This window comes from Streptomyces sp. NPDC060028, assembly GCF_042736725.1.
Lineage (GTDB): Bacteria > Actinomycetota > Actinomycetes > Streptomycetales > Streptomycetaceae > Streptomyces.
Map to the genome: position 1 here is coordinate 74,975 of NZ_JBHWVJ010000005.1, position 24,515 is coordinate 99,489.

Consider the following 24,515-nt stretch of genomic DNA (forward strand, 5'->3'; position numbering starts at 1 on the left):
GCGGCCGCGATCCCCTCGGGATCCCGGCCGCCCTGGTCGGCGTACCAGCCGCGTGGCGGTCGTCCGCGCTACTTGGGCGACGGCGACGTGGTCGTGACCTGACAACCCTTCTGGCTGTTCATCGCCTTGTCCAAGCCGCCCGCCTTGAGCGTGTCGAGCGCGTCCTTGCCGCCCTTGGTCGCGTCCTCCAGGCCGGCCGCGACGTCCTTGAGCCCCTCGGCGAACTTGGCCTGGTCCTTGGGGTCGAGGGCGTCCATCTTCGTCTTCAGGGCGGCGTAGCCCTGGGAGGTCGACTCGAAGCCCTTGACCGCCGCGGTCTGGGTCTCCTCGCCGTTCTTGGCCGGCGGAACTCCCGCCCCCTGCAGGGCCGCACCCATCGCCTTGTACGACGCGGACATGGTCCCGAAGGCAGCCGAGTCGGTCGACTGGACCTCCTCGGGCTTGCTGCTCTCGGTCGCCACCCGCTTGATGTCGGCGTTGGCCTGCTCGATCTTCTTCAGTTCGGGCTGCCAGCTGTCACAGACCTTCTTGGCCCAGGCGTCGGCCTTCTTGTCGCCGTCGTCCCCGCCGCAGCCGGACAGGACGAGCATCAGTACCGCACCGCCTGACACTGCGGCCGCAAGCTTCTTGTTCACCGGATTGGTCCCTTCGAAGGCTCTCGGCCCGGAAGATACACGCCCACCATCAGGGGACGTGCAAAGGCGGACAGACGGCGCGTCAGTCCGCGCCGCCTGTCCGCCGTTCGGGCGTACGATCGAGCCTGCCCGGTCCTCGTTCAGACCTGACGTCGCACCCGGCTCAGGAAGAGACCACCGCCGGGTCGGCCGGCTGCGCCACCCGCTCGGCGGGAGCGTCCTCGGGCTCCTCGCCGACCGTGATGCCGCGGCGCTTGGAGACGTAGACCGCGCCGGCGATGACACCGATCGCGAGGATCGCGACGACGGCCCGCACGGTCGGGTTGGCGTCCTCGCCGTAGCTGAACTGCACGACGGCGGGGGCGATCAGCAGCGCCACCAGGTTCATGACCTTGAGCAGCGGGTTGATGGCCGGACCGGCGGTGTCCTTGAACGGGTCGCCGACCGTGTCGCCGATGACGACCGCCTCGTGCGCAGCACTGCCCTTGCCGCCGTGGTGCCCGTCCTCGACGAGCTTCTTCGCGTTGTCCCACGCGCCACCGGAGTTGGCGAGGAAGACCGCCATCAGGGTGCCGGTGCCGATGGCGCCGGCCAGGAAGGAACCGAGCGCGCCGACGCCGAGCGAGAACCCGACGGCGATCGGCGTGAGGACGGCGAGCAGGCCGGGCGTGGCGAGTTCGCGCAGCGCGTCCTTGGTGCAGATGTCCACGACGCGCCCGTACTCGGGCTTCTCGGTGTAGTCCATGATCCCGGGGTGCTCGCGGAACTGACGGCGCACCTCGTAGACGACGGCGCCCGCGGAACGGGAGACGGCGTTGATGGCGAGGCCGGAGAACAGGAACACGACCGCCGCGCCCAGGATCAGGCCGACCAGGTTGTTGGGCTGCGCGATGTCCAGGCTGAGGTTCATCTCCCCGGCCTTGGCGCCGACCTCCTTGACCGCGGTGGCGATGGCGTCGTTGTACGAGCCGAAGAGCGCGGCCGCGGCGAGCACGGCGGTGGCGATGGCGATGCCCTTGGTGATGGCCTTGGTGGTGTTGCCCACCGCGTCCAGGTCGGTCAGCACCTGCGCGCCGGCGCCCTCGACGTCGCCGGACATCTCCGCGATGCCCTGGGCGTTGTCGGAGACGGGCCCGAAGGTGTCCATGGCGACGATGACGCCGACCGTGGTGAGCAGGCCGGTGCCGGCCAGGGCCACGGCGAAGAGCGCCAGCATGATCGACGTGCCGCCGAGCAGGAACGCCCCGTAGACCCCGAGGCCGATGAGCAGCGCCGTGTAGACGGCGGACTCCAGGCCCACGGAGATGCCGGCGAGGACCACGGTGGCCGCGCCGGTGAGGGAGGACTTGCCGATGTCCCGGACGGGACGGCGGTTGGTCTCGGTGAAGTAGCCGGTGAGCTGCTGGATCAGCGCCGCGAGCACGATGCCGATCGCGACGGCGACGACGGCCAGGATGCGCGGGTCGCCGGAGTGGTTGGTGATCGCGGGGTTCTCGACCCCGACGAGCTCCTTGTAGGTGGCCGGCAGGTAGGCGTAGACGGCGATCGCGACCAGCACCAGGGAGATCACCGCGGAGATGAAGAAGCCGCGGTTGATGGCGGTCATTCCGCTGCGGTCGCTGCGGCGCGGGGAGACCGCGAAGATGCCGATCATCGCGGTGACGACACCGATGGCGGGGACGATCAGCGGGAAGGCGAGGCCCAGGTCGCCGAAGGCGGCCTTGCCGAGGATGAGCGCGGCCACCAGGGTGACGGCGTACGACTCGAAGAGGTCGGCGGCCATTCCGGCACAATCTCCGACGTTGTCGCCCACGTTGTCGGCGATGGTCGCGGCATTGCGCGGGTCGTCCTCCGGAATGCCCTGCTCGACCTTGCCGACCAGGTCGGCGCCGACGTCGGCGGCCTTGGTGAAGATGCCGCCGCCCACGCGCATGAACATCGCGATCAGGGCGGCTCCGAGGCCGAAGCCCTCCAGGACCTTGGGCGCGTCGGCGGCGTAGACCAGGACGACGCAGGAGGCGCCGAACAGGCCGAGGCCGACGGTGAACATGCCCACCACGCCGCCGGTGCGGAAGGCGATCCGCATGGCCTTGTGGGAGACCTCGGTCAGGTCCTTGGCGGGCTCGCCCTCCGCGGGCGTGGCCTCGCGGGCGGCGGCGGCGACGCGGACGTTGGCACGGACCGCGAGGCGCATGCCGATGTAGCCGGTGGCTGCCGAGAAGATGGCGCCGACGAGGAAGAAGGCGGAACGTCCCGCCCGCTGCGTCCAGTCGTCGGCGGGCAGCAGGAACAGCAGGAAGAAGACCACGACGGCGAAGATGCCGAGGGTGCGCAACTGGCGCCCGAGGTAGGCGTTGGCGCCTTCCTGGACGGCCGCGGCGATCTGCTTCATGCTGTCGGTTCCCTCGTCGGCGGCGAGGACCTGGCGGACCAGGATCTGCGCGACGACGAGCGCGGCGAGTGCCACGGCCGCAATGACGATCACGATGAGCCGATTGTCATCGGTGAGTACTGCGGATGCCAGATCAGTGGTGCGATCGGGCGCGATAGGGGTGAAGAGCCCCGTCATTCGTCCTCCTTGACGTGATGAGCTCAAGATGTGGACGGATTGTAGGGAGCGCGCCGTGATCAAAACAGTGCGCGGGAAACGGAATTGGCCTGCTCTTGCTCCTCAGCAATAGATCGCGTCACTCCATTACCCCCGAAAGGGGTAATGGGGCAAAAGCATTGACGCCTGGTCATTGATCTAGGAATTTGCGCGAGGGCACAAAAGAAGCCCTGCTCAGCAGGGCCGGAATAAAGATCGGAAGATACGACGACCCGCGCGCGCGGCGGTGTCCGCCGCCCCCGGAAGCACGCACCGCACCGCCCGCCGGACCGTCAGCGCCGTGCGCGCCGCCCGGGTGAACCCGGCCGGAGACGTACGGGCCGGGCGTGCCGGGGCCGGGGGGCCGGAACGGGCCGGGGGCCGGGGCCCGGAGGCCCGAGATCCGGAGCCGAGATCCTGGGGCCCGGGGGCCCGGGGGCCCGGGAGCCGGGAGACCCGAACGGGCCAGGCCTGCGGACGCCCCGAGGCCCGGAGGCGGGAGGGCCCGGCAAGCCGGGTCCACGGAGGCCGGGAGGCGGGAAGCCCGGAACGGCCGGGGGTGTGGGGGAGCCCGGAGGCCCGGCGACACGGAGTGGGCCGGAGGCGGGCGGGGGCGCGGAGGCCCGGGAAGCCGGCCCAGCAGCACGGAGACCCGGAACGGCACGGAGGCGTGCGGGAGCGTGGAAGCACGGGAAGCCGGCCCGGCAGCACGGAGACCCGGAACGGGCCGGAGGTGTGCGGGAGCACGGAAGCCCGGCAACCCGGGTCCTACGGAGGCTCGGAGGCCAGGCTCGGAACGACCGGAGGCGTGCGGAAGGCCCGCAGCTCGGCGGCCCGGAGTCTCGGAACGGCCGGAGGCCGGCAACCCGGAACGGGCCGCAGGCATACGCAAGCCCCGAGACCTGGAACCGGGAACCCGGGTCCTACGGGAAGCTCGGGGGACCGCGGGAAGGGGCCCTACGGAAGCCCGGCCCCCACGGAGGCCCCGAGACGGGCCCACGGGAGCCAGGCGACCCGGAACCCAGGCCTTACGGAGGTTCAGATCCCGAAGACGCGCCCTACGAGAGCCAGGCGACCCGGAACCCGGGGCATGCGGAAGCTGGGAGGCCCCGAGAGGGTCCTCCGGAGGCTCGTAGACCCCGAACCGACACCAAGGGACCCGGCAAGCCCGGAACCCAGGCCCTACGGAGGCTCAGGCCCCGGAGACGGGCCCCACGGGAGCCCGGCGGCCCGGCGGCGCAGCCCGGGCTACGGGAGCTCGGAGACCCCGGCGACGGGCCAGCTCATCCGGATGGTCCCGCCCGCTTCGCCGCTGGTCACCTCGACGTCGTCGACGAGCCCGCTGATCACCGCGAGGCCCATCTCGTCCTCGCCCTCGATGTCGGGGTGCAGGACGGCCTCCATTCCGGGCACGGCGGAGGACGGGCCGCCGGCCGGTCCGGGAACCTCGTCGCCGACCTCGATGGAGAACACCTTCTCCTCCTCGGTCAGCACGACCCGGACGGGCGCGGTCAGCCCGTTGCTGCGGTGCAGTCCGACGGCGCGCGAGCAGGCCTCGCCCACGGCGAGGCGGACCTCGTCGAGGACGGCTTCCTCCACGCCCGCCCGCCGCGCCACGGCGGCCGCGACGAGGCGGGCCGTCCTGACGTGTTCGGGCTGGGCGCTGAAGCGCAGTTCAACGGTGGCCATGCGCGTCCCCCTCGGACTACGGGCGTGCCTTGCAGGGGCCCGGACCGCCTGTGGCCCGGTGCCCCCCGCTCCTCATGCGGCTCGTCGACGGCTGCCCGTCGGGCGGCCGCCGCAGAGCCGTCAGTCGGTGGCCTGGACGGCGTCCTCCACCGAGGTGTGGATCGGGAACACCTTGGTCAGGCCGGTGATGCGGAAGATCTTCAGGATGCGCTCCTGGTTGCACACCAGACGCAGCGAGCCCTCGTGCGCACGGACGCGCTTGAGGCCTCCCACGAGCACACCAAGCCCGGTGGAGTCGAGGAAGTCCACTCGCTCCATGTCGACAACCAGGTGGTAGCTGCCGTCGTTCACCAACTCGACCAACTGCTCGCGCAGCTTGGGCGCGGTATACACATCAATCTCGCCACCGACCTCCACGACCGTACGGTCGCCGACAGTGCGAGTCGACAGGGACAGGTCCACGGATCCTCCAGCACCTTGCTATCGAGCGGCGCCCCCCAGGGGCCTCCCCACCCGAAGGTGGGCGAGGGATTGGCTGCCGCGATGGCATTCAATCACTTACCGGCAGGCGCGCACGACGCCTTGGGCCCATTGTCCCGCACGCCAGTGACACACTCGGTTCCAATGGCCCATACTCACCACCCCGGTCGGCCCACGGCACCCGCGGACCAGCGACCCACCCCCGGCACGGTTCTGAACCGGCTGGCACGGGGGCCTTCCCGAGCTGCGCGCATCACCCATACGGAGCACTTGCCCCCTCGGGACGGCCGTCATGCAGTCTGGCCCGACCGCATCCGAACGGATGTAGTAGCCGCCATCCAGGCCGCAGGCATCGAACATCCGTGGGAACACCAGGCCGCTGCCGCCGAGCATGCCCTCGACGGCGAGTCGGTGGTCGTCGCGACCGGCACCGCCTCGGGCAAGTCCCTGGCGTACCTGGCGCCCGTGCTCTCCGCCCTCGCGGACGGCGCCGAAGCCCCGAACGGCCGCGGAGCGACCGCCCTGTACCTGGCACCCACCAAGGCCCTGGCGGCCGACCAGCGGCGCGCCGTACGGGAACTGGCCGCCCCGCTGGGCAACGCGATCCGCCCCGCCGTGTACGACGGCGACACTCCGGTGGAGGAACGCGAGTGGGTGCGCCAGTACGCCAACTACGTCCTCACCAACCCCGACATGCTGCACCGCGGGATCCTGCCCGCCCACCCCCGCTGGTCCTCCTTCCTGCGGTCCCTGCGCTACGTCGTGATCGACGAATGCCACACCTACCGGGGAGTATTCGGCTCCCACGTGGCCCAGGTCCTGCGCCGGCTGCGGCGGCTGTGCGCCCGCTACGGCTCCGAACCCGTCTTCCTGCTCGCCTCCGCCACCGCGAGCGACCCGGCGGCCGCGGCCTCCCGGCTGACCGGCCTGCGGGTCGTCGAGGTCGCCGACGACGCCTCCCCGCGCGGCGAGCTGGTCTTCGCCCTGTGGGAGCCGCCGCTGACCGACCTCAAGGGCGAGAAGGGCGCGCCCGTACGCCGTACGGCCACCGCGGAGACCGCCGACCTGCTGACCGACCTGGTCGTGCAGGGCGTGCGCACCGTCGCCTTCGTCCGCTCCCGGCGCGGCGCCGAGCTGATCGCCGTCATCGCCCAGGAGCGGCTCGCCGAGGTGGACCGCTCGCTGCCCCGGCGGGTCGCGGCCTACCGCGGCGGCTACCTGCCCGAGGAGCGCCGGGCGCTGGAAGGCGCCCTGCACTCCGGGGAACTCCTGGGACTGGCCGCCACGACCGCCCTGGAGCTCGGCGTGGACGTCTCGGGCCTGGACGCCGTACTGATCACCGGCTACCCCGGCACGCGGGCCTCCCTGTGGCAGCAGGCCGGCCGCGCCGGGCGCTCGGGCCAGGGCGCCCTGGCCGTGCTGATCGCCCGTGACGATCCGCTCGACACGTACCTCGTCCACCACCCGGAGGCGCTGTTCCGCCAGCCGGTCGAGGCCACGGTGCTGGACCCCGACAACCCGTACGTCCTGGCCCCCCACCTGTGCGCGGCCGCGGCCGAGCTCCCGCTGACGGAGGCGGACCTCGACCTCTTCGGCCCGGCGGCCCGCGAGCTCCTCCCCCAACTGGAGGCCGCCAAGCTGCTGCGCCGCCGGGCGACGGCCTGGCACTGGACCCGGCGTGAGCGGGCCTCCGACCTGACCGACATCCGGGGCGGCGGCGGCCGTCCCGTGCAGATCGTCGAGGCCGCCACCGGCCGGCTGCTGGGCACGGTCGACGAGGCCGCGGCCCACACCGCCGTCCACGACGGGGCGGTCCACCTCCACCAGGGCCGCACGTATCTCGTGAAGCACCTGGACCTGGAGGATTCGGTGGCCCTGGTGGAGGAGTCCAGCCCGCCCTTCTCCACCACCGCCCGGGACACCACCTCCATCTCGGTGCTGGAAACCGAGACGGAGATCGCGTGGGGCCGGGGCCGGCTCTGCTTCGGCTCCGTCGAGGTCACCAACCAGGTCGTCTCCTACCTGCGCCGCAAGCTGATCACCGGCGAGGTGCTCGGCGAGGCCAAGCTGGACCTGCCGCCGCGCACCCTGCGCACGCGGGCCGTGTGGTGGACGGTCACCGAGGACCAGCTCGACGAGGCCCGGATCAACCCGGAGATCCTCGGCGGCGCCCTGCACGCCGCCGAGCACGCCTCCATCGGCCTGCTCCCGCTCTTCGCCACCTGCGACCGCTGGGACATCGGCGGGGTCTCCGTCCCGCTGCATCCCGACACCCTCCTCCCGACGGTCTTCGTCTACGACGGCCACCCCGGCGGCGCCGGTTTCGCGGAGCGCGCCTTCCACACGGCCCACGCCTGGCTGAGCGCGACCCGCGACGCCATCGCCGCCTGCGAGTGCGAAGCCGGCTGCCCCTCCTGCATCCAGTCCCCCAAGTGCGGCAACGGCAACGACCCCCTCCACAAACGCGGCGCCATCCGCCTCCTCACCCGCCTCCTGGCGGAGTCGCCCCCGCCCCCGTAGCCAGACCATCCCCGCCGCCCGTACCCGACGCCGCCCCGGCTCGGCGCAGGGGTGGGGCCGGGGGGCCGGCGCGGGCTTGGATCGGTGGGGTGAAGGGGCCCGTCGCGGCGCGGGCCGTGATCTGGGCCCTCTCGCCCGTCAGCACGCACGCGGTGACGCGCGCGCCCTGGGCCACGGCCACCCGTACCGCCGTGGCGCAGGCGGCCTGGGGGCCATGGGCCCAGCTCGCGGCGGCCGCGAGGGCGGCCAGGTCGGCGGCCGCCGCCGCCCGGTGGCGGGCCACGACGGCCTGGCCGAGCAGCAGCACCCCGCCGAACACCGCTCCGAGCACGGTCACCACGAGCGCGGCCCACACCGTGGCCGAGCCCCGGTCCCCGGCCCGGCGCACCGCCCGGCTCATGGCGGCGGCCCCACGCTGTCCTCGGCCAGGGCCACCGCCTGCGCGCCGAGCCGTACGGGCAGCTTCTCCGGCCCCGGCGCGGGCGCCGCGACCCGGATGCGCCACAGATCGCCCGTGCGCTCCACCTCCACCCTCGCCCCTGGCGGGGCGGCCGCCTCGGCCGCCGCGACCACGACCTCCGCCGGTTCCGACCGGGCCGCCGCCCGGGCACCGGCCCGCGCGGCGTCCACGCACCGGATCTGCCCGGCGGCCGCCATCAGCGCCCACACCAGCAGCGCCGCGAACAGCACCAGGGCCGGGATCACCAGGGCGGCTTCCGCCGTCACATATCCCCGGTCGTCACTCCTGCCCCGCTTTCCCCGTGACTTTCCCTCAGAACGGCACATCGAGCGCCTTCCCGATGGTCGATTGAAGTGCCGTGGACACCACCTCGCTCGTCACCACCTTGTACAGAACGGCGGCGAATGCACACGCCGCGATCGTGCCCATGGCGTATTCCGATGTCGACATTCCCGCATCGCCGCCACGACCCGTCAGCGCCGCCCGTACGCGCGACCAGATGATCCTCATGACAACCTCCTGTTGATTGAGCTTCTTGACGTGATTTCAGATTGATCTCAGGTGTTCGAGAGGAGACCGGAAGCCATACCGATCACCACCGGCGCCACCCCGATCGCGAGAAAAGCGGGAAGGAAACACAGCCCCACCGGCGCGGTGACGAGCACCGCCGCCCGCTGCGCCCGGGCGCCCGCCCGCCGGGTCCGGTCCGCCCTCAGCGCCCCCGCCAGCCGGGATACCGGCTCGGCAGCCGGCGCCCCCGTCCGGGCGGACCGCTCCAGGCACTCGGCCAGCGCCCTGGCCCCCGGTATCTCCGCCAACCTCCCCCACGCGGCGCCCGGTTCCCCGCCGAGCCGCAGCTCCGCCCCGGCCAGGGCCAGCCGCTCGCCCACCGGGCCGCCCAGCGACTCCCCCACCACCTCGGCGGCCTCCACGGGCCCCGCCCCGGCCGCCAGACAAGCGGCCAGCAGGTCTGCCGCGAAGGGCAACTGGCGCTCCGCCTCCGCGGGGTCCACCCCGGCGGGCGGCTTCGGCCGGGCCGACCACCACCGCACCCCGAGGGCCGCCGCGCACCCGACCGCCACCCCCACAAGGCCGCCGATCAGCACCCAGCCCGCCACCAGCGCCCCGGCCGGCCCGGCCCAAGCGACCGCGGCGGCCCGTATCCGAGGCCCGAACACCGGCCGGCTCCACGCCGGTTGCGCCGCCAGCAGGGCGGAGATCCGACGCCGCGCCGCACGCTCCCGGGCTCTGGCCGCCCATGCCGCCGCCACGCAGAGCACGGCCGCCGCGAGACACAGCGCCGTCCCCAGCCTGTGGACCGAGAAGTCGCCCCTCACCATCACCCCTCCCCCACCCGTACGATCCGCCGACACCACAGCAGCCCCAGCGCCTCCAACACCCCTCCCGCCAGCAGACAGCCCCACCCCATGGGCGTGTGCAACAACACCCGCAGCGGATCCGCCCCGAGTCCGGTGCCGATCAGCAGCGCGACCACCGGCAGCAGGGCCAGCACCGCCGTCGTCGATCTCGCCCCGGCCAACTGGGCCCGCAGCGACTCCTCCCGGTCCCGCTCGGCCCGCAGTGCCCCCTCCAGCCGGTCCAGTCCGGCGGCCAGCCCGGCGCCCCCGTCCACCGAAACCCGCCAGCAGGCCGCCATCCCGGCCAGCCCCTCCGCGCCGGGCTCCCGCGCCGCCTGCCGCAGTGCTCCGGGCACTTCCCCGCCGAACGCCGCGGCCGCCAACACGGCCGCTTCCGCCGCACCCGGGCCGCCGGCGCCGCAGGCCGTCCTGCGCAGCGCCGCAGTCAGTGCCTGGCCCGGCTGGGCCCCGGCCCGCAGCTCGCCCACCACCGCGCCGCACAGGGACGCCACCTCCGCGGCCCTGGCCGTCCGGGCCCGCTCCCGCTCCCGGGCCCGCAGCCACCGCCGCACCAGCGGCAGGGCCGCCGCCCCGGCCACGAGCGGAACCACCGACCCGCCCAGCAGCCCGAGCGCCACTCCCGCCGCGAGGCAGGCCCACTCCCGCCACCGCGCGGCCCGTACCCGCACTCCGATCACCAGCCGCTCCCAGCGCACCGGCCCGCTCGGCACCACCGGTCCCGCACCGGCCAGCACGGTCCGGGCCCGCCGGGACACCCCATCGCCCCCGGCCAGCGCCCAGGCGGCCGCCCCGGCGCACAACGCGCCGGCGAACGCCGGCGCCACCGCCGCCCCGGCGCTCACCGGGCACCGCCCAACAGGGGGCGCAGCCGCTCCCAGCCCCGCTCCCGTACGAATCCCCGCGCGGCCCAGCGCAGCGCCGGCACGGTGACCACCAGCCCGGCGGCGTCCCGCTGGAGCACATGCACCTCGGCCACCCGGCGCCGCCCGGCCCGGTCCCGGACCAGGTGGACCACCAGGGTCAGGGCGGCCGCCAACTGGCTGTGCAGGGCGGCCCGGTCGAGCCCCGCGGCCGTCCCCAGTGCTTCCAGCCGGGCCGGAACATGCGCCGCTGCGTTGGCATGGACCGTGCCGCAGCCGCCCTCGTGTCCGGTGTTCAGAGCGGCCAGCAGATCCGCCACCTCGGCGCCCCGCACCTCACCCACGACCAGCCGGTCCGGGCGCATCCGCAGGGCCTGGCGGACCAGATCCGCGAGGGTGACCAGGCCCGCACCCTCCTGGTTGGCCGGACGGGTCTCCAGCCGCACCACATGCGGATGGTCGGGGCGCAGCTCGGCCGAATCCTCGGCGAGCACGATCCGCTCGCCGGGGCCGACGAGCCCCAAGAGGGCACTGAGCAGGGTGGTTTTGCCGGTGCCGGTCCCGCCGGAGACGAGGAACGACAGCCGGGCCTCGATCATGTCCCGCAGCAGCCGCTGACCGCCGGGCGGCAGTGTCCCCGCCGCGACGAGCTCCTCCAGCGTGAACGCCCTCGGCCGCACCACTCGCAACGACAGGCAGGCCGATCCGACGGCCACCGGCGGCAGCACGGCATGCAGCCGGGTGCCGTCCGGCATCCGGGCGTCCACCCAGGGCCGGGCGTCGTCCAGGCGCCGCCCCGCGACGGCGGCGAGCCGCTGAGCGAGTCTGCGCACGGCCTCGGCATCGGCGAAGGTCACCTCGGTCAGCTCCAGCCCGCCGCCGCGGTCCACCCACACCCGGTCCGGGGCGGCCACCAGCACATCGGTGACCTCGGGGTCACGGAGCAGTGCCTCCAACGGGCCCGCGCCGACCAGCTCGGAGCGCAACTCGGCGGCCACACCCAGCACTTCCGCGTCACCCAGCAGTCGGCCCTGCTCCCGCAGGGCCGCCGCGACCCGGGCCGGGGTCGGCTCCGCCCCGCTCTCGGCGAGCCGCCGGCGCACCGCGTCCAGCAGCACCGCGCTCATGCCGTCGCCCCTTGGGCGGAGCCGAGCACCCGCTGCCAGAAGCCGTCACAGAACCGGGCCAGCGCACCCCGCCCCTGCGCACCCGGCGGCTCCCCCTCGGCGACCCGCCCCGGGAGCCCCACCTCGACCGGCACTTCACCGGCCAGCGGCGCCCCCAGCAGCCCGGCCACCGCCTCGGCGTCGAGTCCGCCGGGTCCGCGTCCGCGCACGACCACCCGTACATCCCGGGCCACCATCCGGACCCCGGCGGCGACCCGGCCCGCCGCGGCCACCGCCCGCAACTCGCCCGGCACCACCATCAGCACCAGATCCAGTTGCGCCAGCACCTCGGCCACGGCTTCGTCCACCCGGCGCGGCAGGTCCACCACGACGACCCCGCCCCGGCGGCGCGCGGCGGCGACCACCGACCGCATCGCGGCGGGCGGCACCACCACCCGGTCCCCGCGGTCCCAGCTGAGCACCCGCAGGGCGTGCAGCTCGGGCAGGGATTCCGCCAGGGCTCCGGCGCCGACCCGGCCACGGGAGCCGGCGAAGTCCGGCCAGCGCAGCCCCTCGGCGGTCTCGCCCCCGAGCAGCACGTCCATGCCCCCGCCGAGCGGGTCGCCGTCGATGAGGATGGTCCGCTCCCCGGCGCGGGCGGCCCGCAGGGCCAGTGCGCAGGCGAGGGTGGAGGCTCCGGCCCCGCCGCTGCCGCCGATCACCCCGACCGCGAGGGCGGGCCGGCCGGCTCCTTCCACCACATCGGCGATGCGGTCCACGAGCCGGGCCTCGGCGTCGGGCAGCCGGAGCACTTCCTCGGCGCCGATCTCCAGGGCCCGCTGCCATACGAGGGGGTCGTCGAGCTCGCGGCCGACGAGGAAGACGCCGTCCCGCCGCGGGGCTCCGCGCACCCGCCGGGCGGCATCGTCCCCCACCAGGACGAGCGGCGCGGACTCCCAACCCACACCGCCCACGGTCGCGGCGCCGCCGGGGCTGCCGCCCCTCGCGCCCTCGCCGGATCCGCCGTGCCCGGGTACCGCGTGGTGCACGTGCGGCTCGGCGCCCGCCGCGGCGCACAGCCTCAGCAGGTCGTCCAGCAGCACGGGGTTCTCGGTGATGATCAACGGCCGTCCACCGCCCGGGGCGGGACCACCCGCACGGGCGATCCGCCCGACCCCGCCTGCCGCGACCGCTTCCGAAACTTCACACGACTTCGATCCAGCCACGATCTCCGCCCCCTTCTCACCGCATATCCAGCACCGCGGACTTCGCGGCTGGAATCACCGTGCAGCGATCAGGAAAAAGAAGTGGATCTTGCTCGAAAACTGTGGACAACCAGCCCGATGTGAATAACCCGCTCATCCCAACAGGTGAGTTCCGGAGCGCGGCGGAACCACTACGCACCGTGACGAGTCTGATCTGGTGAGGGCCTTCGCCACGACGGCCCCGTCAAGAGGAAGGGCCAGAGGGATGGTCACTTGGGGCCGAAGGCAGGGACGCGAACCGCGTCCGGACATGCGACGACCCCCGCCGGGGGGGAGAGCGGGGGTCGTCCCCACGGTCCGACTCGGGGGGGGAGGAGCCAGACCGGGTTAGCACGGTCGCGAACGATCCGTGACTTCCATGGTGTACCCGAGAGCCTTCTCAGGCAAACCCACGCGCCACACCTTACGCCGAATGGTGGGCGCATATGCTCGGGTCGTGGAAAATCAGCCCTTGCCGCACTCCTTGCCTCGCACCGCAGCCTTCTTCGACCTGGACAAGACGGTCATTGCGAAGTCGAGCACTCTGACGTTCAGCAAGTCCTTCTACCAGGGCGGCCTGATCAACCGGCGAGCCGTGCTGCGCACCGCGTACACGCAGTTCATCTTCCTGGCCGGCGGCGCCGACCACGACCAGATGGAACGGATGCGGGAGTACCTGTCCGCCCTCTGCAAGGGGTGGAACGTGCAGCAGGTCCGGGAGATCGTCGCGGAAGCCCTGCACGACCTCATCGACCCGATCATCTACGACGAGGCCGCCTCCCTGATCGAGGCCCACCACACCGCCGGCCGCGACGTGGTGATCGTGTCCACCTCCGGCGCCGAGGTCGTCGAGCCGATCGGCGAGATGCTGGGCGCCGACCGCGTCGTCGCCACGCGGATGGTCGTGGGCGACGACGGCTGCTTCACCGGCGAGATCGAGTACTACGCGTACGGGCCGACGAAGGCGGAGGCGGTGCGCGAACTCGCGGAGTCCGAGGGGTACGACCTCGCCCGCTGCTACGCGTACAGCGACTCCGCCACCGACATCCCGATGCTGGAGGCGGTGGGACACCCGCACGCGGTCAATCCCGACCGGGCGCTGCGCCGCGAGGCGGTGTCCCGGGAGTGGCCGGTACTGGTCTTCAGCCGGCCGGTACGCCTCAAGCAGCGGCTGCCCGGACTGTCGATGCCCGCGCGCCCGGCGCTCATCGCCGCGGCGGCCGTCGGAGCGGCCGCCGCCACGGCCGGGCTGGTCTGGTACGCGAGCCGCCGCCGCGCCGCCCTCGCGGCAGCCGTCTCCGCCTGAGGGGGCGCCCCAGCCGACCTCCGAGCCGACCCCCTGGCCGCGCCTGACCTGCACCGTTTTGGGCTGTCCGATTCGCCCGGAGACGCACCGGAAAGCAAAGAAATGCGGCAAGGGCTTTCGCTCGGCTCCGAAGCGGAGTACAAAGGAGTCAACGGCCCGCGAGACCAAAGAACATCCGAGAGGATCATCTTTAAAACGCAGTAAGGCCCACGGACCGAAGCATGAACGCCGAGCACCCACGCGACGTCGACCCGTCGATTACGGGCCAGCCGCACCAGGTGACGGGCAAAGTTCCCGACCTGATGGGCAACCTTCGAGGACGCTTGGTAACTGGGCGTAAATGCCAGCGGCGACACCAAAGTAAGACGGTGTCGCCGCAACCCTTTGTCCGGGTCCTTTGACGCCTACGCCGCGCCCCGCTGCAGGGCCTCGCAGACCGCCATCGACTCCCGCGCGCCCAGCTCGATCGCGCGCCCACAGTGGGCGATCCAGGCCGACATCCCCTCGGGGGTCCCGGACACGTACCCCTCGAAGGCCGCCAGGTAGGCATCGCGCCCCTGCTCCGCGTGGCCCACCTCCGCCGGGCAGATGGCCTTCGGGTCGAGGCCGCTGTTGATCAGTACGATCCGCTCCGCCGTCCTCGCGACCAGACCGTTGTACGTAGCGAAGGGGCGCAGCGCCAGCAGCTCGCCGTGCACCACCGCCGCCGTGATCAGCGCCGGGGCGGAGCCGCCCGCGATGATCAGCCGGGAGAGCCCGTCCAGCCGGCCCGCCACCTCCTGCGCATCAGGCAGCGGGGCGGTGACGAAGGGCTCGTCCACGGACTCCCCCGCCAGGCGGGGGCGGCCCACCACGTCCCCGGCCGCCGTCGAGCCCGACGCCACCAGGTGCAGTCGCGCCAGCACCCGCAGCGGCGACTGGCGCCAGATGCTGAGCAGTTGCCCCGCCTCGGCCGACAGACGCAGCGCCGCGCCCACCGTGCGCGCCTCGGCCTCCGCGCCGAAGTCGGTACGGCGGCGCACCTCCTCCAGCACCCAGTCGGCCCCGGACAACGCCGCGCTCCCGCGCGCACCGCGCAGTGCGGCCTCCGAGGTGATCTCCCCGCTGCGGCGGCGCATGACCCGGTGCCCATACACCCGGTCGACGGCCTTGCGTACGCGATCCACGGACTCGGCGACACCGGGCAGCGCGCCCAGCGGGGCCAGCGGGTCGGCGGAGCCGGAAGGGGCGGCGGAGCCAGTAGAACTACTCATAAGTAGGGAGCCTACGCACTGCGCCCCCGTGGCACCGACCCCTCCTTGGAGTGGTCTTCTTCACTTACACACACCACTCAAAGCGACCGGTCCACTACTCTTTGTGAACATGAAGATCGCTTTCGTGGGAAAGGGCGGCAGCGGCAAGACGACGCTGTCCTCCCTCTTCATCCGCCACCTCGCCGCCAATGAAGCCTCCGTCGTCGCGGTGGACGCCGACATCAACCAGCACCTGGGCGCCGCGCTCGGCCTCAGCGAGGACGAGGCGGCCGCGCTGCCCGCCCTGGGCGCGCACCTGCCCCTGATCAAGGACTACCTGCGCGGTTCCAATCCGCGCATCGCGTCCGCCGACACGATGATCAAGACCACCCCGCCCGGCGCCGGCTCCCGACTGCTGCGGGTCACCGAGGACAACCCGGTGTACGCGGCGTGCGCGCGCACGCTGCTGCTCGACGGGGAGCCCGTACGACTGATGGCCACGGGCCCGTTCACCGAGTCCGACCTGGGGGTGGCCTGCTACCACTCCAAGGTCGGGGCGGTGGAGCTCTGCCTCAACCACCTGGTCGACGGCCCGGACGAGTATGTCGTCGTCGACATGACGGCGGGCTCGGACTCCTTCGCCTCGGGCATGTTCACCCGCTTCGACGTGACCTTCCTGGTCGCCGAGCCGACCCGCAAGGGCATCTCCGTCTACCGCCAGTACAAGGAGTACGCGCGGGACTTCGGGGTCACGCTCAAGGTGATCGGCAACAAGGTGCAGGGGCCTGAGGACATCGAGTTCCTGCAGGACGAGGCCGGCGAGGACCTGCTGGTCACCGTGGGGCACTCGGACTGGGTGCGGTCGCTGGAGAAGGGCCGGCCGGCCGCCTTCGAGCTGCTGGAGGCGACCAACCGGCTGGCGCTGCAGGCGCTTCAGGACGCGGCCGACGACTCGTACGCGCAGCGCGACTGGGTCCGGTACACCGAGCAGATGGTGCACTTCCACCTGCGGAACGCGGAGAGCTGGGGCAACGCGAAGACCGGGGCCGACCTGGCGGACCAGATCGACCCCGGCTTCGTCCTTCAGGAGACCGTGGCCCAGGAGACCGGCATCGGGGACACGGTCGCCCAGGATGGCGGCGCCCAGGACGCCGTCACCCAGGACGCCGGCGCCCAGGAGACCCTCGTCAGTCCTCGCTCGGACTCGCTTCGGCCGACTCCGCAGCCGGCTTGACCCCGGCGGGGGCGGCCGGCGCCGCCGGCGGCCCCGCCTTCAGGAACTTCGTCCAGCCCTCCTTCGGCGCCTCGCCGACGTCGAGCGTGCGCATCCACTCCAGGGACTTGGGGTCCTGGGCGTCGAGCCAGTCGGCCAGCTCGCGGAAGGGCACGCAGCGGACCTCCTTCTGCGTGCACATCTCCTTGATGGAGTCCTCGACGGCTCGCATGTAGGTGCCGCCGTTCCAGGACTCGAAGTGATTGCCGATGATCAGCGGCGCCCGGTTGCCCTGGTAGGTCCGCTCGAAGGCCTTCATCAGGCCGTCGTGCATCTGCTCGCCCCAGTACGCGTGCTGCGAGGGGTCGCCCTGCGAGGTCGTCCCGGACTGGTTGACCATGTAGTTGTAGTCCATGCTCAGCGTGTCGAACGCCCGGCCCGGCATGGGCACCAGCTGGAGCGGCAGGTCCCAGAGCCCGTCCGTCTTCTTGGGCCAGATCTGCTTGCTGATGCCGCTGGAGTCGTAGCGGAAGCCCATGTCCTTCGCGGCCAGCATGAAGTTCTTCTGGCCTTCGAGGCAGGGGGTCCGGGCGCCGATGAGCTCCTTGTCGTAGTCGAAGGGGAGCGCCTCCATGTCCTTCAGGGCGGCGTTCGTCTTCCAGTTCTTGACGAAGGACTTGGCCTGGTTGATCTCGCTCTTCCACTCGTCGACCGACCAGGTGCCGACGCCGCCGTCGGGCCCGCAGAAGTGGCCGTTGAAGTGGGTGCCGATCTCGTTGCCCTCCAGCCAGGCGGCGCGCACCTGGGTGGCGGTGTCCTTGATGCCCTGGAGGTCGCCGAAGCCGATGTCGGAACGGCCCGGTGAGTGCTGCGGGGCCGTGTAGAGGTCCTTCTTCTCCTCCGGGAGCATGTACACGCCGCTGAGGAAGTACGTCATGCGGGCGTTGTGCCTCTTGCCGACGTCACGGAAATGCGAGAAGAGCTTCTGGCTGTCCTCGCCGGCCCCGTCCCACGAGAACACGACGAACTGCGGCGGCTTTTCGCCGGGCTTGAGCTTCTGCGCCTTCCGTACGTTCGGCTGCGGGCCGGTGTACGAGGTCGAGCCGTCGCCGATGAGCCGCTTGACGCTGCCCGGGGCCTCCGGGGCGGCGGCGCCCTTCTTCGCGGCCGGGGGCTTGGCGGGCTCCGAAGTGCTGCACCCCGCAACTCCCAGGACCAGCGCCGAGGCGACCAGGCCACCGGCGATCTTCTTCGTGGCGGCGGTCATCCGGCCACCCCTTCCTCGCAGTTCCATCGCGGATCCCTCGCAGGACTTCCGCGCCGCAACGTCCCACGCGGTCGGGTTTAAGGAAGGTATGACAAGCCGTACTAAATGCTTAATCACCCCCGAGTGCTAATTCGTAGGCCATTTGCCCTCATTACCCCCCATCGCTCTTTACTCTCCATTACCATCCATTTACCGAGTGTTGAGACTCCGCCGCTTCATCCCCTCTCGCCGCTTCATCCCTCTCGCCGCTTCATCCCTCCCGCCGCTTCATCCCTCCCGCCGCTTCATCCCTCCCACCGAGGAGACGGGACCTATGACAGCCCCAGCCCCATCCCCAGCCCCCATCCCGGCCCAAGTCCCGGCCCCACCGGCCAAAGAGCCCAAAGACTTCCCCGCGGACCTCTCCGCCTCCATCGCCGTCTTCCTGATCGCCCTGCCGCTGTCCCTCGGCATCGCGCTCGCCACCGGCGCCCCGCTCCAGGCCGGACTGGTCGCCGCGGCCGCCGGGGGGATCGTGGCCGGGCGGCTAGGCGGGGCACCGCTCCTGGTGAGTGGTGCGGCCACCGGACTCACCGTGGTCACCGCCGAGTTGATCCAGCACTACGGATGGCGCACCACCTGCGCCATCACCGTGCTCGCCGGCTGCTGCCAGCTCGGGCTCGCGTTCCTGCGCACCGCCCGGTCGGCGCTCATGGTGAGCCCGGCCATCGTGCACGGCATGCTCGCGGGCATCGGGGTGACCATCGCACTGGCCCAGCTGCACATCGTGCTCGGCGGCACCCCGCAGAGCTCCGCCCTCGCCAACGTCCGCGGGCTGCCGGCCCAGTTGGCCGACCTGCACCCCGCCGCGCTCGGCGTCAGCGTGCTGACGTTGATCGTGCTGCTCGGCTGGCCGCGCGTGCCCGGGCGAGCCGGGCGGAGCCTGCGCAAGGTGCCCGCCGCGCTCGCCGCAGTCGCCGTGGCCACCGCCTTCGCGACCCTGACGGGGCTCCGCCTGCCCCGGGTGGACCTGCCGTCTTGGCGCAGCCACGCGTTGCCCGAGCTGCCCGAGGGGCCGGTGCTCGGCATCATCGCCGCCGTGCTGACGGTCACGCTGGTCGGGAGTGTGGAGTCCCTGCTGTCCGCCGTCGCCACCGACAAGTTGATCGCCTCCGGGTGGAACAGGGGCCACCGGCCGACGCGCGCCGATCTGAACCGCGAGCTCCGCGGACAGGGCGCGGCGAACGTCATCTCCGGAGCACTGGGCGGACTGCCCGTCGCGGGCGGGGCCGTGCGCAGCGCCGCGAACGTCAGAGCCGGTGCCGTCAGCCGCCGGGCGGCCGTACTGCACGGCCTGTGGATCATGCTCGCCGCCGGGCTGCTGGTCCCGGTCCTCGACCTGATCCCGCTCGCCTCGCTGGCGGCGCTGGTGATGGTGGTGGGCGTGCAGATGGTGAGCGCGACGCACGTGCGCACCGTCACCCGGCACCGCGAGATCCTGGTCTACGCGACGACGATCGCGGCCGTGGTCCTCGGCGGCGTCCTGGAGGGTGTCGCCATCGGCATCGCGGTCGCCGTGGCGCTGGCCCTGCACCGGCTCGCCCGGACCCGCATCACCATCGAGGAGCTCGAGAGCGGGGTCCACCGGGTCTGGGCCCGCGGGCAGTTGACCTTCCTGGCGGTGCCGCGGCTGAGCCGTGTCCTGAACCAGATCCCGCACGACGGGCACGCGGTCGTCGAGCTCGACGGCTCGTTCATCGACCACGCCGCCTACGAGACGCTGCACGACTGGCAGGAGTCCCACCTGGCACACGGGGGCTCGCTGGAGATCACCGGCCGCTCGGGGGCCCGGATCGCCGAGGCCGAGCAGGCCCGGGCCGAAGACGAGGCGGAGGGCGGCCGGCGCGGGGCCCACCACTGCTGCCGGCCCTGGACACCCTGGCAGAACCACTGCGACCACCGGCCCACGGTTCCCCGTACGACAGACGCCGAGGCGGGCACCGAGTCAGGCACCGAGACGGCCGGGGCCGCCGGGGCGGCCGTCGCCTCGGTCCTCCCGCCGGCGCAGCCCCGCGGCCGGGGCCGGGGCGCCGGTCAACTGGCCAACGGGATCAGCGCCTTCCAGCGGGACACCGCGCCCCGCGTACGGGAGGAGCTGGCGCGGCTCGCGCGCGAAGGGCAGCAGCCCTCGCAGCTCTTCCTCACCTGCGCGGATTCCCGCCTGGTGACCAGCATGATCACGGCCAGCGGCCCGGGTGACCTGTTCACCGTCCGCAATGTCGGCAATCTCGTACCGCTGCCGGGCGCGGAGTCCACGGACGACTCCGTCGCGGCGGCCATCGAGTACGCCGTGGACGTGCTCAAGGTCGACAGCATCACCGTGTGCGGGCACTCGGGCTGCGGAGCCATGCAGGCACTGCTCAACTCCTCCCCCGGGACTCCGATGACCCCGCTGCGCCGCTGGCTGCGGCACGGGCTGCCCAGCCTGGAGCGGATGGTCAGCCGCCACCATGCCTGGGCCCGTATCTCGGGCAGGCTCCCGGCGGACGCCGTGGAGCAGTTGTGCCTGACCAATGTGGTGCAGCAGTTGGAGCACCTGCGGGCCCACGAATCGGTGGCCCGGCGACTGGCCGAGGGCACGCTGGAGCTGCACGGAATGTACTTCCACGTGGGCGAGGCGCAGGCGTACCTGCTCTCCGGGGGCGAGGACTTCTTCGACTGCCGCGTGTTCGACAGCGTCGGCCAGCACGCCTGAACCGATAATCTCCGGTATCCGTGCCACGGAGTGGCCCCTTCCCGCACCCTGCAGCGGGAAGGGGCCACTCGCACGTGAAGGGCAGGGGGCGTGGTATAGGTCTAAACCAATTTCCGGCCACCCCTTGCCACCAGGCCCTGTGACTGATGAGCTATGCCCGGGGACACAACGGACACCCTGGGAAAGGGAGATGTCGTGAGCAATGAAAGCCTGGCCAACCTGTTGAAGGAGGAGCGTCGGTTCGCTCCTCCTGCCGACCTGGCCGCCGCTGCCAATGTGACAGGGGCTGCGTACGCACAGGCCGACGAGGACCGGCTGGGCTTCTGGGCCGAGCAGGCGCGGCGCCTGACCTGGGACGTCGAGCCCACCGAGACGCTCGACTGGACCAACCCGCCCTTCGCGAAGTGGTTCGCGGACGGCAAGCTGAACGTCGCCTACAACTGCGTGGACCGCCACGTGGAGGCCGGCAACGGCGACCGCGTCGCCCTCCACTTCGAGGGCGAGCCCGGCGACAGCCGCTCGATCACCTACGCCGAGCTCAAGGACGAGGTCTCCAAGGCCGCCAACGCCCTCACCGAGCTCGGTGTGCAGGCCGGCGACCGGGTCGCCGTCTACCTCCCGATGATCCCCGAGGCGGTCGTCGCGATGCTCGCGTGCGCCCGTGTCGGCGCCGCGCACTCGGTGGTCTTCGGCGGTTTCTCCGCCGACGCCGTCGCCTCCCGCATCCAGGACGCGGACGCCAAGCTGGTCATCACCGCCGACGGCGGCTACCGCCGCGGCAAGCCCTCGGCCCTCAAGCCCGCCATCGACGAGGCCGTGGGCAAGTGCCCGCAGGTCGAGCACGTCCTCGTCGTACGGCGCACCGGCCAGGACACGGCCTTCACCGAGGGCCGCGACATCTGGTGGCACGACCTCGTCGGCCGCCAGTCCGCCGAGCACGCGCCGCAGGCCTTCGACGCCGAGCACCCGCTCTTCATCCTCTACACCTCGGGGACCACGGGTAAGCCCAAGGGCATCCTGCACACCTCCGGCGGCTACCTCACGCAGGCCGCGTACACCCACCACGCGGTGTTCGACCTGAAGCCGGAGAGCGACGTCTACTGGTGCACCGCCGACATCGGCTGGGTGACCGGGCACTCGTACATCGTCTACGGGCCGCTCGCGAACGGCGCCACGCAGGTCATGTACGAGGGCACGCCGGACACCCCGCACCAGGGCCGGTTCTGGGAGGTCGTGCAGAAGTACGGCGTCACCATCCTCTACACCGCGCCCACCGCCATCCGTACGTTCATGAAGTGGGGCGACGACATCCCCGCGAAGTTCGACCTGTCGAGCCTGCGCGTGCTGGGCTCGGTCGGCGAGCCGATCAACCCCGAGGCCTGGATCTGGTACCGCAAGCACATCGGCGGCGACCGCTGCCCGATCGTGGACACGTGGTGGCAGACCGAGACCGGCGCGATGATGATCTCCCCGCTGCCCGGTGTCACCGAGACGAAGCCGGGCTCGGCGCAGCGCGCGCTGCCCGGTATCTGCGCCACCGTGGTGGACGACGAGGCGAACGAGGTGCCCAACGGCGGTGGCGGCTACCTGGTCCTCACCGAGCCGTGGCCGTCGATGCTGCGCACCATCTGGGGCGACGACGAGCGGTACATCGACACCTACTGGTCGCGCTTCGAGGGCAAGTACTTCGCGGGCGACGGTGCCAAGAAGGACGACGACGGCGACATCTGGCTGCTCGGCCGTGTGGACGACGTGATGCTGGTCTCCGGCCACAACATCTCGACCACCGAGGTCGAGTCGGCGCTCGTCTCGCACCCCTCGGTCGCCGAGGCGGCCGTGGTCGGCGCCGCCGACGAGACCACCGGCCAGGCCATCGTGGCGTTCGTCATCCTGCGCGGCAGCGCCTCCGAGACCGAGACCCTGGTCGCGGAACTGCGCAACCACGTGGGCGCCACGCTGGGCCCGATCGCGAAGCCGAAGCGGATCCTGCCGGTGCAGGAGCTGCCGAAGACCCGCTCGGGCAAGATCATGCGGCGGCTGCTGCGCGATGTCGCCGAGAACCGCGCGGTCGGTGACGTCACCACGCTCGCGGACTCCTCGGTGATGGACCTGATCCAGAGCAAGCTGCCGGCCGCCGGCAGCGAGGACTGAGCACCGGTAGGACACGGTGGGAGGGGCATTCGGCGCCGCGCGCCGGATGCCCCTTTGGCGCATAAAGTGATGATCACCGGATACGCCCCTGTGTGCACCCTGTAAAGTGTTAAGAGCGTAAAGAATTACTCCACAGGGTGCGCCGGGAAGTCTGGTCGGCAACGTGCTTCGCCATGCCGTCCAACCCACCCCGGAGGTGCCACCCGTGGCCGCGCCCAACCCCACCGACAGCCCGAACCGCAAGCTCCTCGGCAGGCTGTCCCTGCCCGAGCGCCGCTTCGTGGCCGACGCCCTGCGCGCCGAGACGGTCGGCGGCGTACTGCTCCTCCTGGCCGCGATCGCCGCCCTGATGTGGGCGAACATCCCCGCCATCTCGGACAGCTACGCCAGCAGCCAGTCCTTCCACATCGGCCCCGCCTCCCTCGGCCTGAACCTCTCGCTCCAGCACTGGGCGGCCGACGGCCTGCTCGCGATCTTCTTCTTCGTCGCCGGCATCGAGCTCAAGCGCGAGCTCGTCGCGGGCGATCTGCGCGACGCCAAGGCAGCCGCCCTCCCGGTGATCGCCGCCGTCTGCGGCATGGCCGTGCCCGCCCTGGTCTACGTACTGGTCAACACCCTCGGCAACGGCTCGATGAGCGGCTGGGCGGTCCCGACCGCCACCGACATCGCCTTCGCGCTCGCCGTCCTCGCGGTCATCGGCACCTCGCTGCCGTCCGCCCTGCGCGCCTTCCTGCTGACCCTCGCCGTCGTCGACGACCTCTTCGCCATCATGATCATCGCGGTGTTCTTCACCGACGAGATCAACTTCCTGGCGCTCGGCGGCGCGGTCGTGGGCCTGGCCCTCTTCTGGTTCCTGCTCCGCCGGGGCGTGAGCGGCTGGTACGTCTACATCCCGCTCGCCCTGGTCATCTGGGGCCTGATGTACAACAGCGGCGTCCACGCCACCATCGCCGGCGTCGCCATGGGCCTGATGCTCCGCTGCACCCGCAGGGAGGGCGAGCAGCACTCCCCCGGTGAGCACATCGAGCACCTGTTCCGGCCGATCTCGGCCGGTCTGGCGGTGCCGCTCTTCGCGCTGTTGTCCGCCGGGGTCTCGCTCTCCGACGATTCGATCGGGCAGGTCTTCACCCGGCCCGAGACCCTCGGCGTGGTCCTCGGCCTGATCGTCGGCAAGACGGTGGGCATCTTCGGCGGCACCTGGCTGGCCGCCCGCTTCACCAAGGCCGAGCTGAACGAGGACCTCGTCTGGCCGGACGTGTTCGCCGTGGCCTCGCTCGCCGGCATCGGCTTCACCGTGTCCCTGCTGATCGGCGAGCTCGCCTTCGCCGGCGACCCGACCCTCACCGACGAGGTCAAGGCCGCCGTCCTGATCGGCTCGCTCATCGCCGCGGTCTTCGCCTGCGTCATGCTCAAGCTGCGCAACCGCAAGTACAAGGCGCTCACCGAGGCCGAGGAGCGCGACGAGGACCTCGACGGGATCCCGGACATCTACGAGGAGGACAAGCCCGAGTACCACCTGCGGATGGCGAGGATCTACGAGGAGAAGGCCGCGGAGCACCGTCGCCGGGCCGAGAAGACGGCGGGCGCCGCGGCCCGGGCGGCAACCGGGTCCCGCACCGAGGGCGACCGTCCGGCATGATCTGACTGAGGCA

The 24,515-nt window shown here is 72.1% G+C and carries 19 protein-coding genes; 6 read left to right on the forward strand and 13 right to left on the reverse strand.

The annotated features are described in order from the left end of the window. Positions 1 to 68: 68 nt before the first annotated feature. The 4 genes from ACFWBF_RS04380 to bldG all read right to left on the reverse strand — a co-directional run bounded on the left by ACFWBF_RS04380 (position 69) and on the right by bldG (position 5,373). Entirely contained in the window at positions 69 to 635 is a 567-nt protein-coding gene (locus ACFWBF_RS04380) for a small secreted protein (RefSeq protein WP_385594967.1), read from the reverse strand. A 163-nt stretch (positions 636 to 798) separates the two neighbouring features. After that, positions 799 to 3,204, reverse strand: coding sequence for a sodium-translocating pyrophosphatase (locus tag ACFWBF_RS04385; protein WP_385594970.1), 2,406 nt, complete (start codon positions 3,202 to 3,204; stop codon positions 799 to 801). A gap of 1,266 nt (positions 3,205 to 4,470) precedes the next feature. Further along, positions 4,471 to 4,911: an ATP-binding protein gene (locus tag ACFWBF_RS04390; RefSeq protein WP_385594972.1), complete on the reverse strand. Its 441-nt coding sequence runs from the start codon at positions 4,909 to 4,911 to the stop codon at positions 4,471 to 4,473. Between the two features lie 120 nt (positions 4,912 to 5,031). Further along, entirely contained in the window at positions 5,032 to 5,373 is a 342-nt protein-coding gene (gene bldG / locus ACFWBF_RS04395) for an anti-sigma factor antagonist BldG (protein WP_007264942.1), read from the reverse strand. An 81-nt stretch (positions 5,374 to 5,454) separates the two neighbouring features. Between bldG and ACFWBF_RS04400 the strand changes: the two genes are divergently transcribed. Beyond that, a complete protein-coding gene (locus tag ACFWBF_RS04400; RefSeq protein ID WP_385594976.1) occupies positions 5,455 to 7,911 on the forward strand; it encodes a DEAD/DEAH box helicase in 2,457 nt (818 codons plus the stop codon). On the opposite strand, the gene ACFWBF_RS04405 is transcribed toward ACFWBF_RS04400, so the two are convergent. The 7 genes from ACFWBF_RS04405 to ssd are packed head-to-tail and all read right to left on the reverse strand — an operon-like array spanning position 7,874 to position 12,882. Further along, entirely contained in the window at positions 7,874 to 8,311 is a 438-nt protein-coding gene (locus tag ACFWBF_RS04405) for an Rv3654c family TadE-like protein (RefSeq protein WP_385594978.1), read from the reverse strand. The two genes, ACFWBF_RS04400 and ACFWBF_RS04405, sit on opposite strands and share 38 nt — an antisense overlap. Beyond that, positions 8,308 to 8,637 (reverse strand): TadE family type IV pilus minor pilin, encoded by a 330-nt coding sequence (locus ACFWBF_RS04410; RefSeq protein WP_385594981.1) that lies wholly within the window; start codon positions 8,635 to 8,637, stop codon positions 8,308 to 8,310. The genes ACFWBF_RS04405 and ACFWBF_RS04410 overlap by 4 nt, the downstream gene beginning before the upstream one ends. A 46-nt stretch (positions 8,638 to 8,683) precedes the next feature. Further along, the gene (locus ACFWBF_RS04415) at positions 8,684 to 8,881 is read right to left on the reverse strand and encodes a DUF4244 domain-containing protein (protein WP_365923667.1); all 198 of its coding nucleotides are present in this window, start codon (positions 8,879 to 8,881) and stop codon (positions 8,684 to 8,686) included. Between the two features lie 47 nt (positions 8,882 to 8,928). Continuing rightward, positions 8,929 to 9,711: a type II secretion system F family protein gene (locus ACFWBF_RS04420; protein ID WP_385594986.1), complete on the reverse strand. Its 783-nt coding sequence runs from the start codon at positions 9,709 to 9,711 to the stop codon at positions 8,929 to 8,931. Next, the gene (locus ACFWBF_RS04425; protein ID WP_385594989.1) at positions 9,711 to 10,592 is read right to left on the reverse strand and encodes a type II secretion system F family protein; all 882 of its coding nucleotides are present in this window, start codon (positions 10,590 to 10,592) and stop codon (positions 9,711 to 9,713) included. The genes ACFWBF_RS04420 and ACFWBF_RS04425 overlap by 1 nt, the downstream gene beginning before the upstream one ends. Next, positions 10,589 to 11,737: a TadA family conjugal transfer-associated ATPase gene (locus tag ACFWBF_RS04430; RefSeq protein WP_385594992.1), complete on the reverse strand. Its 1,149-nt coding sequence runs from the start codon at positions 11,735 to 11,737 to the stop codon at positions 10,589 to 10,591. Before ACFWBF_RS04430 ends, ACFWBF_RS04425 begins: the two co-directional genes overlap by 4 nt. Beyond that, entirely contained in the window at positions 11,734 to 12,882 is a 1,149-nt protein-coding gene (gene ssd / locus ACFWBF_RS04435; RefSeq protein WP_385595255.1) for a septum site-determining protein Ssd, read from the reverse strand. The genes ACFWBF_RS04430 and ssd overlap by 4 nt, the downstream gene beginning before the upstream one ends. 511 nt (positions 12,883 to 13,393) lie before the next feature. Between ssd and ACFWBF_RS04440 the strand changes: the two genes are divergently transcribed. Then, a complete protein-coding gene (locus tag ACFWBF_RS04440; RefSeq protein WP_385594995.1) occupies positions 13,394 to 14,266 on the forward strand; it encodes an HAD family hydrolase in 873 nt (290 codons plus the stop codon). Between the two features lie 404 nt (positions 14,267 to 14,670). Here the strand turns inward: ACFWBF_RS04440 and ACFWBF_RS04445 are convergent, their stop codons facing one another. Next, on the reverse strand, positions 14,671 to 15,519 hold the full coding sequence (locus ACFWBF_RS04445; protein WP_385594998.1) for an oxidoreductase: 849 nt from the start codon (positions 15,517 to 15,519) through the stop codon (positions 14,671 to 14,673). A 109-nt stretch (positions 15,520 to 15,628) separates the two neighbouring features. On the opposite strand from ACFWBF_RS04445, the gene ACFWBF_RS04450 reads away from it, so the two are divergent. Continuing rightward, on the forward strand, positions 15,629 to 16,732 hold the full coding sequence (locus ACFWBF_RS04450) for an ATP-binding protein (protein ID WP_385595001.1): 1,104 nt from the start codon (positions 15,629 to 15,631) through the stop codon (positions 16,730 to 16,732). Here ACFWBF_RS04450 and ACFWBF_RS04455 read toward each other — a convergent pair. Next, a complete protein-coding gene (locus ACFWBF_RS04455; protein ID WP_385595005.1) occupies positions 16,686 to 17,978 on the reverse strand; it encodes a hypothetical protein in 1,293 nt (430 codons plus the stop codon). The two genes, ACFWBF_RS04450 and ACFWBF_RS04455, sit on opposite strands and share 47 nt — an antisense overlap. A 313-nt stretch (positions 17,979 to 18,291) precedes the next feature. Here ACFWBF_RS04455 and ACFWBF_RS04460 point away from each other — a divergent pair, with 313 nt between their 5' ends. The 3 genes from ACFWBF_RS04460 (at position 18,292) to nhaA (ending at position 24,502) form a co-directional block, all read left to right on the forward strand. Next, entirely contained in the window at positions 18,292 to 20,712 is a 2,421-nt protein-coding gene (locus ACFWBF_RS04460) for a SulP family inorganic anion transporter (RefSeq protein WP_385595009.1), read from the forward strand. 153 nt (positions 20,713 to 20,865) lie between these two features. Continuing rightward, positions 20,866 to 22,863, forward strand: coding sequence for an acetate--CoA ligase (gene acs, locus ACFWBF_RS04465; protein WP_385595012.1), 1,998 nt, complete (start codon positions 20,866 to 20,868; stop codon positions 22,861 to 22,863). A gap of 205 nt (positions 22,864 to 23,068) precedes the next feature. Next, positions 23,069 to 24,502 (forward strand): Na+/H+ antiporter NhaA, encoded by a 1,434-nt coding sequence (gene nhaA / locus ACFWBF_RS04470; RefSeq protein WP_385595015.1) that lies wholly within the window; start codon positions 23,069 to 23,071, stop codon positions 24,500 to 24,502. The last annotated feature ends 13 nt before the right edge of the window (positions 24,503 to 24,515 follow it).